This window comes from Brassicibacter mesophilus (assembly GCF_050433385.1).
Lineage (GTDB): Bacteria > Bacillota > Clostridia > Tissierellales > Proteiniboraceae > Brassicibacter > Brassicibacter mesophilus.
Genome location: NZ_JBNPXI010000015.1, coordinates 92210 through 107477, shown reverse-complemented (window position 1 = coordinate 107477; position 15268 = coordinate 92210). Strand labels below are relative to the sequence as shown.

Sequence of the window (15268 nt, the reverse complement as noted above, 5' to 3'; positions counted from 1 at the left end):
AGTTTTTCACGTGAGATTATCTGACACCTCGTATTTTAACAGGTGGTATTTCTTTTTTCAAAGTTCATTTTTATTTATTACAGGAATGCTCCTTACTTAAAATAAATATTTTTATAACATATAAAGTAAATTATATCATGAATAGGTTGTTGAACAAATGAAAAACAAAAAAAATTGGAAAATAGATGTAAAAAGTTATTACTTTATTGTAAAATATTTTCTGTGGAAAAATAACATATAACAAAAGATAGCTGACATGATTATATCTTTTAATATTACTCGCAAAACCACTATTTTCAAATTTTTAAATATCATTGTTTCTGCTTATACATTGCTGGATGAAGTCCAGAAATCCGTCAAAGGCCGTCTACCAAATACTCCGATCAGTAGAGCATACAGCTTGTTTACTTTATCAAGTGAATTACTCTACGACGAGTATAGTCCACAACCGAGTCCTATTTCTATAAGCTTTTTACCTCCTTCAATTTTAAAACTCCACTCTACCCTTTGATAATAGTATAATTTCTATAAATTATCTACAGATTTACTAAGTAGAAGGGACGGTTATTTATATTTTTAAACCGTCCCTTCTGCTTTTATTTTAAATTTTATAAACCTGATTGTATGTCTTCTATCATTGTCATAGTTCCTGTTAACCCACCAGAACCTACATACCAAATTTGTGAGCTTAAATATACAATCTTATCATTTTTATAAGCATCCGTTTTCTTAATTATATCATTATCAAAGATTTGCTCTGCTGATACAGTACCACCAGCAACTGCTGCTCTATCAATAACAAATATATAGTCTGGATTTTTCTCTAAAATATATTCAAATGTAATAGAGTTACCATGGTTTGATGCTTCTATATTTTTATCCGCTGGTACAAACCCAAACTCTTTGTGTATAATCCCAAATCTTGAACCTTCTCCATATGCACTTATGCTTCCATCATTAGCCATTACTATTAAAGCATTTTTACCGCTATCTACTACTTTTTTATTTAAGTCTTCTATAGTCTCATTAACATTTGAAAGTTCCTTTTCTACAATATCTTTTTTTCCAAACAGTTCTCCTAAAATCTGAGTATTTTTAATAACTGACTCCATATAGTTAGCCCCATCTACCTCTAAATACACAGTAGGTGCTATTTTCGCAAGCTCATCGTACACCTCTGCCTGCCTTGCTGAAACTAATATTACATCAGGCTCAAGTTCAAATATTTTCTCAAAATTAGGCTCAAATAATGTTCCTACATCTTCATACTTGTCATCATTGTATTTTTCTAAATGTTTAGGTACATTGGATTTTGGAAGTCCTAATATTTCTATACCCATTTTCTCTAATGAATCTATAGTTGCATAGTCAAATACAATTACTTTTTCTGGATTCTTATTTACTACAGTCTTGCCTAACACATGTTCAATAGTCATACTAGAATTTTCAGTTCTCTTAGTTTGCAGCTTAACATTATCTTCGCTATTTGATGTACCTTGTGTAGCACCACAAGCAGTTAGAGCTAAAATAGTAATCATTAATAGTAGCGCTGTAAATAAACTCTTTCTTTTAAACATTTTTTCACCTCATACTTATTTTTTACTTAATAATAAACACAAATTTTACTGTTTTGTATATTTTCTATACTAAACTGTATACCATATATTTTCTCTAAAATACTCTTGTTTATTATCTCATCAACCACTCCTTTCTTTGCTATTTTGCCATTGCATAAAGCTACAATATAATCTGAATAGCAAGACGCAAAATTAATATCGTGTATGACTATTACAACTGTTTTCCCTAAGTCATCTACTAATTGTCTTAATGTTTTCATGATTTCCACAGAATGTTTCATATCTAAGTTATTAAGAGGCTCGTCCAAAAGAATATATTCTGTATCTTGGGCTAAAACCATAGCTATATAAGATCTTTGTCTTTGTCCTCCACTTAGTTGATCTAAATATTTGTCTTGTATACTTTCAAGCTTCATATAGCTTATAGCTTCATCTACATACTTTATATCTTCAGTTGTAAGCCTTCCATTGCAATAGGGAAATCTTCCAAAACTCACAAGTTCTCTAACAGTTAATCTTATATTTATATAATTTGATTGTTTTAAAATAGAAATTTTTTTAGCAAGCTCTTTACTATCCCATTTGCTAATTTCAGTACCATCAATAAAAACTTCTCCTTGGTTTTTATTAATAATCCTACTAATTATTGATAATAAAGTACTTTTACCTGCTCCATTTGGTCCAATAAATGAAGTTATCTTTCCTTTTTCTATCTTTAAACTCACATTATCTACTACTTTTTTATTGCCATATTGTTTGACTATATTAATAACTTCTATCATATTGTATTCTCCTTTAACAGTAGATATATAAAATAAATTCCACCAATAAAATTAATAACTACACTTATAGGAGTGCTGAAATTCATTATTCTTTCAACGATTAGTTGTCCTCCTACAAGAGTAATAGAGCTAACAAGCATAGAGGCTATAATTAGATACTTATGCTTATATGTATCTAAAAACTCATAAGTAATATTCACTACTAGTAACCCTAAAAAGGTTATCGGTCCAACTAAAGCAGTAGATACAGATACTAATATAGAAATAGCCATAAGCATTCTCTTTACTACTCTGTCATACTCTACTCCAAGATTAACTGCATTTTCTCTTCCTAAAGATAAAACATCTAAGCTTCGTAAATATTTGTATGTAAATCCTATAGATATCAATGCTCCTATTAATGCCACCCATAGAATATCTGTATTCATACTATTAAAGCTAGAAAACATTTTATTTTGTACAAGCGTAAATTCATTTGGATCTATTAACACTTGCATAAAAGATGATACGCTTTCGAAAAATCTACCAAATATCATACCTATAAGAAGAAGAAAAAATATATTATTATCTTCTCTTTTAAAAAGTAGTTTAAACAATATAACTGAAAAAATAGCCATAACTCCCACAGACAATATAAAGTTAAAATTTTCTCCTAGCTTGGCTAAAGTACTAGCACCAAATACAAATACAATAAAAGTTTGTATAAACATATATAAAGAATCTAATCCCAATATACTAGGGGTTAATATACGGTTGTTAGTTATTGTTTGAAATATTATAGAAGAAAAAGCTATAGAACTACCTGTCAGTATAATAGCAATTATTTTATATATTCTTCGATATAAAGCATACTCCCAATTTTTACTATTCAGCCCTAAAAAAACAAATAGTGCTACTAACACTAATAATAAACCTGAAAGGAAGTATATTTTCTTTTTAGACTTCATTATGCACTCCTCCTAAAAAGTAAGTAAAGAAAAATAAAGCTTCCTAACACACCTACAGTAAGGCTAATAGGTATTTCATACGGATATATTATTAGGCGCCCTAATATATCACAGAAAAGTAGAAATACTGAACCAAATAAAGCTGTCGATAAAATATTTTTCTCTAAATTATCTCCTTGATACATAGTAACTATATTAGGGACTATTAAACCTAAAAATGGTATCTTCCCTACTGTTATAACAACTATGGAGGATATTAAGGCCACAATAGAAACTCCTATATTTACAACCTTGTTGTAGTCTAATCCTAAATTTGTTGAAAAATCTTCACCCATACCAGCTAAGGTAAACTTATTTGCATATAATAATGCAATGAATACAAGTGGAATACTAATATATAAAAGCTCATATCTTCCCTTAATTACCATAGAGAAATTTCCTTGTAGCCAGGAAGATATATTTTGTATAAGATCAAATTTGTATGCAAAAAAAGTTGTTATAGAGTCAATTATACTTCCAAGCATTATTCCTAAAAGAGGTATAATAATTGCATTTTTGTATTTAACTTTCTTTAGTATCCCCATAAACAAAAAGCTGCCTCCTACGGCAAAAATAAAGGAAACAAGCATTTTAGTAAAAGTATTTGCTGTAGAAAACAATATAAGAGAAACTAAAATGCCCAATTTAGCAGAATCTATAGTCGCCGCTGTAGTTGGAGATACAAATTTATTTTGGGTTATTTGCTGCAATATAAGTCCACTTATACTCATACCAATACCTGCTACAATAATACTAATAAGCCTGGGGATTCTGCTTAGAATTAATATTTGAACATTATCCTCACTTAAATGAAGTATATCTGAGAAAGATATTTCTTTAACTCCAATAAATATGGAAGCTATAGATAGTATTAATAGTGCTAATATTAGATATCTCTTTTTCATAATGCCTCCTATATGACTACTAACTTATTTGACACATATTATTTAAATTTGATATAATAAAAATTCGTATGATTTTGATAATCATTTTCAATTAATATCAGTCTATCATTAAAGAAGTTATTAATCTTTAACTATATTTGTTTTTTTATAACTATATTTAGGAGGTTTTAAAATTATCTAATGCTATTCTTTTACTTCTATCCTACTTAATTAAAGTACTCACAGTACTACTGACTTTATGCTTTTTTATAACTACTTAGTCACTTATGAAATCATTCTTGCTTGCATAAATGAAGGAGGGCTTATTTTGCTAACAAAAAATACTATTAATAATGAGGTTTATAACTTTCATGTAAGAAAATCTATTGAATATACTAAGAATAATTATAAAAAGCCTTTAAATTTAAATTATATAGCAAAACATTTAGGTTTAAATAAGTGTTATTTTTGTAATTTATTCAAAAAAGAAACAGGAAAGACTTATTCCCAGTTTCTTAATCAAGTTAGAATAAAAAAAAGTAAGGATTTATTAGTAAATACAAATTTATCCATATTAGAAGTAGCACTTTCTGTAGGTTATAATAATCAAAACTATTATAATATGACTTTTAAAAGAATTACTGGTACTACACCACTTAAGTATAGGAATATGGGTGTTAATTAGATATTTACATATTACCTAACGCATACTAACTATACCTCTGTCATAAAAAAGTATTTCTATTTTAGGGCAATACTATAATTCATACTTTTGAGGCTATCAAAATATTTATCAAACTTCATAAAGATACTCTATTTATATTAACCCTCCCACCATATTCATCAATGTTGAATCCTCTAATAGAAAGATTGGATCGGCTACAGTAAACTAGACAATAAAATTAAGATCATGTAAACTGATAACAATATATTAAAAGGAGATTTGTTTATATGCCTAAAAGATAAAGAAGAACTTACACTGAAGAATTCAAAGAGCAAATGGTGAGGCTATATGAAAATGGTAAACCTAAGAAAGATATTATTGCTGAATATGACTTAATACCAACAGTCTTCAATGCTTAGATTAAAAGAAGTCAAACTACCGGCTCTTTCAAAGAAAAAGATAATAACTCTCCAGAAGAAAATGAGCTAATAAAACTAAGAAAAGAGAACCAGCAATTAAAGATGGAAAATGATATTCGCCCTAAAGGATAAGTTCTACTAAGGCAATGAATTGCCAAGTAAGTCACTTGAAAGCAAGCGGCGCTGATATTAGAACAAAAGTAAATGTGATTAATAGCAATACTCACAAGTACAGTGTATCAGCAATGTGTAAAATCCTACAACTCCCTAGAAGCACATATTACTATAAATCTAAAGTCGATCTATCAGGTGACGAAATATCTCGTAAAATCATTAAAATATTCAAATCAAGTAGAAATAACTATGGAACTAGGAAAATCAAAGTAGAGCTTAAGAAATTAGGCTATGTAGCATCAAGGAGGAAGATAGGCAGAATCATGAAGTTAAATGATTTAGTATCTAATTACACAGTAGCTCAATACAAGCCTCATATTGATAAATGTAATGAATCTAAGATAGCTAATAAACTAAATAGAGCATTCACAATATAGATAAACCTTATGCAACTGTAGTGAGCGATTTAACATACGTTAGAGTTAATAAAAGATAGAGTCGATGAATTTGAAAAAATACATAAATAAAGGATAAATCATTCAGCTAAATTTTTAATTGTATCTATATACAATCGCTGTGTCGATTGTTATAACTATAATGAATGTCTTTAACAGCTTTATCGAAGTAGATGAAGATAAAATTAAGATGCTAAAAACATTTGGAGCAACCAAATTTCAAATTCTAAAAAAAGTTGTATTTCCAGCAAGTATTCCAACTATGGTAAGTACTCTCAAAGTCAACATAGGATTAGCTTGGGTTGGTGTTATTGTTGGAGAGTTCTTGGTATCTAAAGCTGGTATAGGTTACTTGATAGTATATGGAGGTCAAGTATTTAAGCTTGATCTGGTAATGATGAGTGTTATAATTCTTGCTATACTCGCTGCCCTAATGTATAAAGGTGTAGCAATAATTGAAAATATGTTTATGAAGTGGCGTCAATAGATATATTTAAGTACAAAAAGATCAACAGGCAGATAACTAATCGAAACAATTTATCTGCCTGTTATAGTATATAAAATTTTAACATCCATAACCAATTACTGCTGCTCCAATGGCTCCTAAATATTGTGAAAGATCCGATGAAAACACTTCTACTCCTAATTTTTCGCTTAAAAGCTTACCCAGTAAATAGTTTTTAGAGACTCCTCCAGAGAAAAAGGCTTTATTTGAAACTCCCACCTTGCTTGCAAGAGTGTAAGTTTTGCTACATACTGATTGAAGAAGTCCTGCTGCAATGCTTTCTTTTGATGCCCCACTGGCCATTAAGCTTATAATTTCTGATTCTGCAAATACAGTACACATACTACTTATAGTTTGAGGTTCCGCACCTTCCGCAATGTGAGAAAGGTCGCCTACATCTATTCCTAGCGCATGAGCCATCACTTGCAAAAATCGTCCAGTTCCAGCAGCGCATTTATCATTCATAAGGAAATCAATAATGTTACCTTCTTCATCCAACTTTATAACCTTGCTATCCTGACCTCCAATATCAATAACTGTTCTGATACTAGAGTCAATAAAGTGAGCTCCTTTTCCATGACAAGTAATCTCAGTTATTTTCTTGTCTATAAATGGCAACGCTACTCGTCCGTACCCAGTTCCAACTATAGTTTTAATCTCATCTCTTTCAATATTTGCTTTTGTTGTAATCTCCTTAAATAGCTTAAGACCCGATTCTTTAGGACTCCACCCTGTAGGGATCATTTCCTTTGCAACTATTTCTTGACCATCAAATATTACAGCTTTAGCAGCGACCGATCCTACATCAATTCCAACACTATACATTATTTTATTCCCTCTAAAAATGCCTCTACTCTTACCTTTATTTGACCAACATCTGAATCAGAGTAATCTGTTTCAATTTGAAGGAAAGGAATATTTAATGTATCCTTCGCAAAGCTTTTAACTGTGAAAGATTCAATATTATATGTGTGACAAGCCTGCCACGTTAAATCTACTATTCCATCAACTTGATATTCTTTTGATAGTCTCTCGATTAAATCAAGTCTACCATTGTTATTTGTCATACAAGAGCATGGGGTAGATAAATATTTTTCAGCCAAAGCAGTAATAGGGTCTTTATCTTCATCAACCAGCACATCAAGTCCTTTGTAACCTGTACAATTCTCCAATGCAACTACACTAGCACCTGATTCCTCAAGTATTTTTAGCACTTTTTCAGAACCACTTCCTATAGGACATCCAGTTAGAAGAATACGAGGCGCTTTTTCATCAAAAGCATAGATTCCTTTTTCCATTTGTCCTTCAACTTCTTCTATCAGTTTTTCTATTAGCGTAATCCCAGCTTCTTTGTCTACATTAAATCCTTTTAGCCACTGTGCAAGCATCATATCCATTCCTGTTAAAGGTGCTGGCTTGTGAGCATTTAATTGATGAAGACGCTTCATTGCTTTTCTTTCTCTATTCATTAATTTAATAGCAGCTCTTAGTTTTTCGTCTGTTATTTCTACTCCAAACTGATTCTCTAAAAATTCTTTAAAATAAACCATTTCCTTTTCCCATAACTTCAAAGAATCTTCTGCATTAGCTGTTTGTGGTAAATTCATTACATGCATAGGTTTTATTTTCGACATCAATTCATACATTTTTTTCTTACCGTCGCAAGTCGTCTCTGCTAATAATACATCTGAAAAATAGAAATATGGACACTTATCAGTAATAGCAAATCCATAGCTTGATTTGATTAGCGGGCATAAGTTTCTTGGAAGTTCTTTTTCAGCTTCTTCTATTGGCGCCTGGCTTGTACCGCAAAGTGTAACAGAAATCGCATCTGCTGCTAGTGCAATTTCTTGTGGAGAAAAAACACAATACATTCCTACTATCTTCTTTCCAGCTTCACTTGCTTCTTTAATTTTTACTGAGTTAACACCTCTTAGTGCTTCTACTTCTGCCATGATTTCTGGTCTCATTAATTAATCCCCCTTATAATTTTTCTTTGTAAATCCTATATATTGCTTTGTTAGCAAAACCTTTATGAAGAAATTATTATTTAGTCAATTATCCTTGAGATCCTTTTTACTGTATCTCTAATGCTCAATGTTAAGTTAACACACACATTAGTAGTCTATCAAATGTTCAATCTTCAAACAATTCTTATAGAGAGTTTCCATAGATACTCAATGGTATATAGATAGTTTTTATAGTTATAGTTGATGGAGTTGGAGAAATTCTTGCAATCAAAGCTTAATAAAATAGGATTATAAAGTTGTAATCATCATATATTAATACAAATTATAAAACTAAGGTTATTTATTTAGAAAAAGGGTAATTATAATTAAAGGTTATTACATATGAAAAAATACACAAGAAAAGCTATTTTAACAGGAGGTATTTTATGAGTAAAAATATTACAATTTACACTTTTAAAACTTGTCCATTCTGTATTAAGTCCAAAGAACTTTTAAGTAAAGAAAAAGTTGATTATACTGAAATAGAGATATCTAATCAAAAATATAAGCTTGATGAGTTAGAGGAAAAGACTGGAATTGGTACTGTTCCTCAGATTTTTGTAAATAAAAGGTTTATAGGTGGATGTGACGATCTTTTGGAACTACATCGTAATGGAAAATTCAATGAAATATTTAAATAGTAATGTTAGTAAAAATTTAAACTCCTTTCCAAAAAGGAGTTTTTCTACGTATATCTTATTCTCTACATTTTAATAATTTGAATTAACCAATTTATAAATATCAAATTTATAAGTATAATACCTAAAATGCTTCCAAATTTTAAACGGTCCACTGTGAATTCAGTAGGCTCAAGATCTTCTTCGTTCTTATAAGATATTCTTCTTCCCCAGTTAATACTACCTTTAGGATTTTTAAAAGTATAAATAAATAGAATATTTAAAGGAATTCCAAATCCAATAAAAACTAAAATCCATGAAAGAACTTCAACAACTTTACTGTTCCCCATAATTGCCTCTCCTTTCCATATAATAATCACACCTAACTTATATATTCTATATTAATACTTTTTTACCTTTATTCTACATGTTGAAAAATTTGCTCATAGAAACTCATTTCTAGTTGTAATCTCAGATATCTCACTGCTTATAACTTAGTATTTATTAAAATAATTTATTTGGAAATTAAACCATATTATGTGGTAAAATGGATCTAAAGAAATAAATTATTCATTGGAGGAATACCATTGAAAGGTTTAAAAGAGAAAATAACTATGTTTATAGCTTGTATCCTATTAGGTATCATACTTTCAATACAATTTAATACAACTCAAAATGTCACAGATGGGATTAATCCTACTGTAAGAATAAAAACACTGGCATTAAACCTAGAAGCATTATCGATGCAGAAAGAACAGTTAAGAAATGAGCTAGACAACATTGAGAGCACGATTAGAATAATAGAGGAAGACTTTTCTAAAAATAATAATTTTTTCAACAAGCTTTATAATGAGTTGCAAATGTACAGTATTTTTTTAGGAAATACTGATGTATCGGGTTCTGGAATTATAATTAGAATCGATGAACTTCAAGAAGATATAACCTTCGGTGATGGTACTAATACTATTGCAGAAAACTATGATCTATTCCTTCATGTTATTAGTTCATTAAATGCAGCTAATGCTGAGGCAATATCAATAAATGATATAAGATACACTTCTTATTCAACAATATATGTTAAAAATAATGCATTGGAAATAGATGAATACATGATTAATCCACCTGTCATAATTAAAGTAATAGGAGATCCTAAAGAGCTAGAGTATATCCTTACTTTAAGAGATGGTGGACTAGATGTTTTGAAAAATATGCCAAGTATCAAAGTAGATATTAATAAGGAAAGCGATATTCAGATACCTAGAACAAGCAAAGAAATAGATTTTAAGTATGTGAAGCCTTATGTAAATCCAATAGAAGATACTAACCTATAAAAACATCCTAAAACCATTCCTTTTAAGCCATTCTTTTGCTTTTCTATAGTTTGGAATAATACTTTCTACAAGTTTCCAAAAGTCTTGTGAGTGATTCATGTGAACTAAATGACTCATTTCATGGACAACTATATAATCAATAACATAGGAAGGAGCCATAGAGCAACGCCAATTAAAAAGAATATGTCTGTTAGTGCCACAGCTTCCCCACCTTTTTTTCTGTTCTTTAACCTTTATGTATTTTGGCTGTACTGTAAAATATGGCTGATAATGTTCAACCTTTTGAAACACATTTTCATATGTCTTTTGTATATACCATTCTTTTATTGTTGCTTTAATTATTTCTTTATCATTTGTATTTGTTGTCAAACACAGCATATCATGATACAACTTTATAGTAGGCTTATTTACTGATTCGTCTATAGCAATGTGTAATGAATAATTTTTCCCCAGATACATAAAAACTTCTCCTGCTGCATATTCTCTTCTTTCTCTTACATAACCAATTTCTCTAAAAAAAGAAAGTTTTTTAATTATCCATTTTGCCTTTGATTCAACAATTTTCACAATAATATCTTCCTTTGCACCAATAGGCGCAGCAACCTTAACTATATCTGGAGGATCTATACTTATTTCAAAAGTTTTTCTTTTCCTATACTCAACTATAAATTCAATAATCTGTGAATTATACTCTATTTTTAACTTCATGTAATTATCTCCTAGTAATTTATCTATATTAGATAATTTATCTTTAAAATTATTATACATTTACTTATTATATCAGTATTTTATAGTCTTTTATATAGATACACAAGATTAAAACAAAATTAAAAAGCCTTCAATTAATCTATTTCAGATTATTGAAAGCTCATTATATTTATTAAGCAAATGCTTATTCAGCAAAATGAAGTGCTCCAAAGCTTGTTGAAGCTAATACAGCTTCATGTATCGCTTCTGATGTAGTTGGATGTGCATGAACTGTTTTTATTATATCTATATCTTTCAAACCATTTCTTATTGCTAAAGCTAATTCATGAATTAAGTCAGTTGCATGAGGCCCAATGATTGCTGCACCAATTATTTTATCTGAAGTCTTATCTTTAATAACCTTAACAAATCCTCTAGTTTCACCTAATGTAAGTGCCTTTCCATTTGCTGCAAACGGAAATTTGCCAACAGATACTTCTATGTTCTGTTTTTTAGCATCTTTCTCACTTATACCTACCACAGCTATCTCTGGATCAGTAAATATTGCGCTCGGTATTACATCATAGTTCATTTTCTCATCTTTGTCCAGTATGTTTTCTACTGCAACTATTCCCTGATGTGAGGCAATATGAGCCAGCTGTATAATATTTGTAACATCACCTATAGCATAAATATTAGGAACATTAGTCTGCATTTTTTCATTTACCTTTATTCCTCTGCCTCTGTCATTTAGCTCAATACCAAGCTCCTTAACGTCTAATCCATTAATGCTAGGTTGTCTTCCAACAGCTAATAGTATTTTATCCGCAGTTACATAATGTTTCTTATCACCTTTTGAAAATGCCACTACACTTTGTCTATCTTCTGTGTCGATAATTTCTTCAACTTTCGAACTAGTATATATTTTTATACCTTTTTCTTTAGCGATTGAAGTAATTTCACATGAAATATCATCATCTAAGGTTGCTAATATACTATCAGCATATTCTACAACTGATACTTCTACACCAAAATTTCTAAATACAAAAGCAAATTCCATACCTATTACACCGCCACCAACAACTATTAATTTCTGTGGCATTGATTTTATATCTAGCATTTCTTTGCTCGTCATTACGTTTGATGAGTCAACACCTTTTATAGGAATCAACGAAGATTCAGAGCCAGTAGCTATTATGATATTTTTAGTATGGATAGTAGTTTCCTTATTGCCATGCTTCGTAAAAACTGTATTTTTATCAAGTATCTTCCCATTTCCCTTAAATAGCAGTATATTGTTTTTCTCTATTAAATACTGAATACCACCAACTAATTGCTTTACTATTTCATTCTTTCTATCTACTACCTTATTTATATCTACTGATATATTTTCTGCAAATAATCCGTAGTTTTCCGATTCTTTCAAGTGTTTAAATACTTCTGATGATCTGACGAAGGCTTTAGTTGGGATACATCCCCAGTTTAAGCAGGTACCGCCTATGTTTTCTTTTTCAACAAGCGCTACTTTTGCGCCGGATTTAGCCGCCTGTATAGCAGCTACATATCCACCTGGACCAGCTCCAATTATAGTAATATCTACATCTATATCTTCTTTTTTTGGTTTCATTAAGCTTCCCATATAGTTAAATCCAGTCATGCTTTTAGTCTCTTGATCGTTTTCTTTTTTTATTTGCTCTCCTTCGATCTTAGCTAAAATATCGCCTTTTTTAACCATATCACCAGCTTTAACTTCTATGCTCTTAATTGTTCCACTAACATCTGCACATACCGTAATATTTCCTTTATTTGATTCTATGTCAAGAAATTCCTCTCCAGCATTTATTATGTCATTCACATTTTTATATATCTTGCCAACTTTGCCGCTATTGGCGTGACCTGAAAGCTTCTCTAGCTTGAAATCAATTATCATATCTTCAACCCCTTTTCACATATAGGAAGAAAGACAGCATTTCTACTGTCTCTCTTTAACATGATTACCAGCTATATTATTGGAAATCTTTTTCGAATTCGTCTATTGCATCTTTTAACAATGTAACGCTATAAGCTATTGATGGACCCCCACCAAATGCTACAGCAACCATAGCTGCCTCAAGTATTTCTTGTCTTGTAGCACCAGCTTCAAGTGCCTTATAAGTATGAAAAACTATACAATATTCACATCTGTTATAACATCCTATTGCAACACTTATTAATTCTTTAGTTTTTAGGTCAACTGCTCCTGGCTCGTATGCTGCTCCTAATAGATTCATAAACGCACCTATATGTTGTCCATTAGTTTCTGCCATTGTCTCTAATCCACCAGTAAAATCGCTTAACATTTTTCTAACATCTTTTGCCATCGTTTTCCCCTCCTAAAAATTAATTACTTGCTATGCTAAATATTAGTATAGCAAGTTGTTTGTTAAAAGTCAATCAATATTTTGTAAAGAGTATAAAAAATACATGCTTAGCTTTTAATCTAGCATGCACCTTTTAATATTATTTACCATCTTCTCAAGTATTAAACAAAACAACTTCATTTCTTCTTCTGTTATATTTTGGGATACAATATCATTAAACCTTTCACCTTCTGGAAGTAACTTTTTTCTATATTCATATCCCTTATCTGTAAGAACTAAATTAATAACTCTTCTATCATCTTCACTTTGTCTTCTTTCAACTAATTCTTCTCTTTCCATTCTATCTATCAGTCTAGCCACAGTTGATTCTTTAATGTGCATTCTATCCGCTAATTCTTTTTGACTTATATTATTATTTAATCCTAAATAGTAAAGTGCAATCCATTGCACCCTAGTAACTCCTTTTTTACTAAGTCTTTTCTCAAATGCTCCTGCAATAAACTTAGTAGAGTTATCCGCTATGTAAGATACTCACGTATCTAGATTAAACATCAATATCACCTCATATATATATTACAGCTTTGATCAATTTAAATCAACTGTATTGAATAAATATCCATCAGCCTAGCTGTTGGTTTTCTTTATACAATGAAAGGAGATAGATAATTATTATATCTATCTCCTGATCAGTTATGAATTTCTTTTCCAGTTAACATTATCTCCTCTTGACATATCAGCACAAAAGCCTGCATTCATTATTCTTTTTTCGATACAATTTCTGCAATGCGCTGCTTCATCACCTGTGCATATCTTACCGTCATATAAAGCATATTTTTCTCTGACATACATAGGTGTGAGGTTTGGCATAACAACATTTGCTCCTGCTTTTAGTCCCTTTTCTCTTCCAGTAGAATCTAAAGAGCCCAGAGCTGTAGTTGCTGGTAGTAGTACTTCTGAAAGAAGTAATCTAACAATAGCAAGCATAGTAGTTGTGGTATCAATAGTTCCACTAGCTTCTTTTGCTAAAGGAGTATCTTTATGAGGGATAAATGGACCTATTCCTATCATATGTGGCTCAAGCTCCTTTAAAAAAAGCAAATCCTTAACATAGTCATTATTTGATTGACCCGGTAATCCAACCATAAAACCAGCACCAACCTGATATCCTATTTTCTTTAAATCTGTTAAGCATTTTTTTCTATTTTCGAAGCTCATATTTGGATGTAGTTTTCTATATAGTTCTTCAGAGGCAGTCTCATGTCTTAATAAATATCTATCTGCTCCAGCGTCAAAATATTTTTTATATGAATCATAGGATTTTTCTCCAATGGAAAGAGTAATAGCTGATAAAGGAAATCTTTTCTTTATTTCTGATATTATCTCAACTATCTTATCATCTGTAAAAAAGCTATCCTCACCACCTTGAAGCACAAAAGTCTTGTACCCTAGTCTGTCTCCTTCTGTGCACGCGGATATAATCTCATCTACAGTTAATCTATATCTATCGGCATCATTATTTGATGCTCTAATTCCGCAATAGACACAGTTATTTTTGCAATAATTAGTAAACTCAATTAATCCTCTCATGTAAACCTTATCACCGTAGGACTTTATTCTAACTTCATGAGCCTTAGATATCAAATAATCTTTATCATTCTCTTTCATATTATCTAATAAATACAGCAATTCTATTTCATTTAGGTAATTCTCTCTATACAGTTTATCTATCAAATCTTTCATGATAGACCCCCTTTAATTTTATGCATTATATTTAGAAATCACTTTGTTAACATTCTATCAATCATTTGTTTTCATGTCAATTCCCATCATAAATGCAGCATTCCCAAATGATAGAATATTTCTTATGCAACCCTATAA

The 15268-nt window shown here is 30.4% G+C and carries 17 protein-coding genes; 5 read left to right on the top strand and 12 right to left on the bottom strand.

Going from position 1 to position 15268, the window contains the following annotated elements:
* Positions 1-608 precede the first annotated feature (608 nt).
* From HNR33_RS15265 to HNR33_RS15250, 4 genes are read right to left on the bottom strand one after another with little or no spacing between them, the layout of a single operon-like run.
* Entirely contained in the window at positions 609-1577 is a 969-nt protein-coding gene (locus HNR33_RS15265) for a siderophore ABC transporter substrate-binding protein (protein WP_429084880.1), read from the bottom strand.
* Between the two features lie 26 nt (positions 1578-1603).
* Positions 1604-2359, bottom strand: coding sequence for an iron ABC transporter ATP-binding protein (locus HNR33_RS15260; RefSeq protein ID WP_429084879.1), 756 nt, complete (start codon positions 2357-2359; stop codon positions 1604-1606).
* Positions 2356-3306, bottom strand: a complete 951-nt coding sequence (locus HNR33_RS15255; protein WP_429084877.1) for an iron chelate uptake ABC transporter family permease subunit — start codon at positions 3304-3306, stop codon at positions 2356-2358. Before HNR33_RS15255 ends, HNR33_RS15260 begins: the two co-directional genes overlap by 4 nt.
* Entirely contained in the window at positions 3306-4250 is a 945-nt protein-coding gene (locus tag HNR33_RS15250) for an ABC transporter permease (RefSeq protein WP_429084875.1), read from the bottom strand. The genes HNR33_RS15255 and HNR33_RS15250 overlap by 1 nt, the downstream gene beginning before the upstream one ends.
* A gap of 307 nt (positions 4251-4557) precedes the next feature.
* Here HNR33_RS15250 and HNR33_RS15245 point away from each other — a divergent pair, with 307 nt between their 5' ends.
* The 3 genes from HNR33_RS15245 (at position 4558) to HNR33_RS15235 (ending at position 6368) form a co-directional block, all read left to right on the top strand.
* A complete protein-coding gene (locus HNR33_RS15245) occupies positions 4558-4914 on the top strand; it encodes a helix-turn-helix domain-containing protein (protein WP_429084874.1) in 357 nt (118 codons plus the stop codon).
* 565 nt (positions 4915-5479) lie between these two features.
* Positions 5480-5863, top strand: a complete 384-nt coding sequence (locus HNR33_RS15240) for an IS3 family transposase (RefSeq protein WP_429084873.1) — start codon at positions 5480-5482, stop codon at positions 5861-5863.
* A 139-nt stretch (positions 5864-6002) separates the two neighbouring features.
* Positions 6003-6368 carry an ABC transporter permease gene (locus tag HNR33_RS15235; RefSeq protein WP_429084888.1) on the top strand — a complete coding sequence of 122 codons (366 nt, stop codon included), beginning with the start codon at positions 6003-6005 and terminating at the stop codon, positions 6366-6368.
* A 78-nt stretch (positions 6369-6446) separates the two neighbouring features.
* Here HNR33_RS15235 and HNR33_RS15230 read toward each other — a convergent pair whose 3' ends face one another.
* Both HNR33_RS15230 and HNR33_RS15225 read right to left on the bottom strand, forming a co-directional pair.
* A complete protein-coding gene (locus HNR33_RS15230; RefSeq protein ID WP_429084872.1) occupies positions 6447-7211 on the bottom strand; it encodes an acyl-CoA dehydratase activase in 765 nt (254 codons plus the stop codon).
* A complete protein-coding gene (locus tag HNR33_RS15225; protein WP_429084870.1) occupies positions 7211-8356 on the bottom strand; it encodes a double-cubane-cluster-containing anaerobic reductase in 1146 nt (381 codons plus the stop codon). The genes HNR33_RS15230 and HNR33_RS15225 overlap by 1 nt, the downstream gene beginning before the upstream one ends.
* Before the next feature lie 425 nt (positions 8357-8781).
* On the opposite strand from HNR33_RS15225, the gene grxC reads away from it, so the two are divergent.
* Positions 8782-9036: a glutaredoxin 3 gene (grxC, locus tag HNR33_RS15220; protein WP_429084869.1), complete on the top strand. Its 255-nt coding sequence runs from the start codon at positions 8782-8784 to the stop codon at positions 9034-9036.
* A gap of 62 nt (positions 9037-9098) precedes the next feature.
* On the opposite strand, the gene HNR33_RS15215 is transcribed toward grxC, so the two are convergent.
* Positions 9099-9362, bottom strand: coding sequence for a hypothetical protein (locus HNR33_RS15215; RefSeq protein ID WP_429084867.1), 264 nt, complete (start codon positions 9360-9362; stop codon positions 9099-9101).
* Between the two features lie 237 nt (positions 9363-9599).
* Between HNR33_RS15215 and HNR33_RS15210 the strand changes: the two genes are divergently transcribed.
* Positions 9600-10343 (top strand): DUF881 domain-containing protein, encoded by a 744-nt coding sequence (locus HNR33_RS15210; protein WP_429084866.1) that lies wholly within the window; start codon positions 9600-9602, stop codon positions 10341-10343.
* On the opposite strand, the gene HNR33_RS15205 is transcribed toward HNR33_RS15210, so the two are convergent.
* The 5 genes from HNR33_RS15205 to hydE form a co-directional block, all read right to left on the bottom strand.
* The gene (locus tag HNR33_RS15205; RefSeq protein ID WP_429084864.1) at positions 10338-11051 is read right to left on the bottom strand and encodes a M48 family metallopeptidase; all 714 of its coding nucleotides are present in this window, start codon (positions 11049-11051) and stop codon (positions 10338-10340) included. The two genes, HNR33_RS15210 and HNR33_RS15205, sit on opposite strands and share 6 nt — an antisense overlap.
* Positions 11052-11235: 184 nt before the next feature.
* Positions 11236-12960 (bottom strand): dihydrolipoyl dehydrogenase, encoded by a 1725-nt coding sequence (gene lpdA / locus HNR33_RS15200; protein ID WP_429084862.1) that lies wholly within the window; start codon positions 12958-12960, stop codon positions 11236-11238.
* A gap of 76 nt (positions 12961-13036) precedes the next feature.
* Complete coding sequence (locus HNR33_RS15195) at positions 13037-13390, bottom strand: carboxymuconolactone decarboxylase family protein (RefSeq protein ID WP_429084861.1); 354 nt, start codon at positions 13388-13390, stop codon at positions 13037-13039.
* Between the two features lie 114 nt (positions 13391-13504).
* Entirely contained in the window at positions 13505-13888 is a 384-nt protein-coding gene (locus tag HNR33_RS15190) for a MarR family winged helix-turn-helix transcriptional regulator (protein ID WP_429084886.1), read from the bottom strand.
* A 192-nt stretch (positions 13889-14080) separates the two neighbouring features.
* Positions 14081-15130: a [FeFe] hydrogenase H-cluster radical SAM maturase HydE gene (gene hydE, locus HNR33_RS15185; RefSeq protein ID WP_429084859.1), complete on the bottom strand. Its 1050-nt coding sequence runs from the start codon at positions 15128-15130 to the stop codon at positions 14081-14083.
* Between the last annotated feature and the right edge of the window lie 138 nt (positions 15131-15268).

Excerpts from the sequence above, each read along its gene's own strand:
- HNR33_RS15230 (WP_429084872.1), bottom strand. The coding sequence starts at position 7,211 with ATGTATAGTGTTGGAATTGATGTAGGATCGGTCGCTGCTAAAGCTGTA.
- HNR33_RS15260 (WP_429084879.1), bottom strand. The coding sequence starts at position 2,359 with ATGATAGAAGTTATTAATATAGTCAAACAATATGGCAATAAAAAAGTA.
- HNR33_RS15195 (WP_429084861.1), bottom strand. The coding sequence starts at position 13,390 with ATGGCAAAAGATGTTAGAAAAATGTTAAGCGATTTTACTGGTGGATTA.
- hydE (WP_429084859.1), bottom strand. The coding sequence starts at position 15,130 with ATGAAAGATTTGATAGATAAACTGTATAGAGAGAATTACCTAAATGAA.
- HNR33_RS15215 (WP_429084867.1), bottom strand. The coding sequence starts at position 9,362 with ATGGGGAACAGTAAAGTTGTTGAAGTTCTTTCATGGATTTTAGTTTTT.
- HNR33_RS15225 (WP_429084870.1), bottom strand. The coding sequence starts at position 8,356 with ATGAGACCAGAAATCATGGCAGAAGTAGAAGCACTAAGAGGTGTTAAC.
- HNR33_RS15205 (WP_429084864.1), bottom strand. The coding sequence starts at position 11,051 with ATGAAGTTAAAAATAGAGTATAATTCACAGATTATTGAATTTATAGTT.
- lpdA (WP_429084862.1), bottom strand. The coding sequence starts at position 12,960 with ATGATAATTGATTTCAAGCTAGAGAAGCTTTCAGGTCACGCCAATAGC.
- grxC (WP_429084869.1), top strand. The coding sequence starts at position 8,782 with ATGAGTAAAAATATTACAATTTACACTTTTAAAACTTGTCCATTCTGT.
- HNR33_RS15265 (WP_429084880.1), bottom strand. The coding sequence starts at position 1,577 with ATGTTTAAAAGAAAGAGTTTATTTACAGCGCTACTATTAATGATTACT.
- HNR33_RS15255 (WP_429084877.1), bottom strand. The coding sequence starts at position 3,306 with ATGAAGTCTAAAAAGAAAATATACTTCCTTTCAGGTTTATTATTAGTG.
- HNR33_RS15250 (WP_429084875.1), bottom strand. The coding sequence starts at position 4,250 with ATGAAAAAGAGATATCTAATATTAGCACTATTAATACTATCTATAGCT.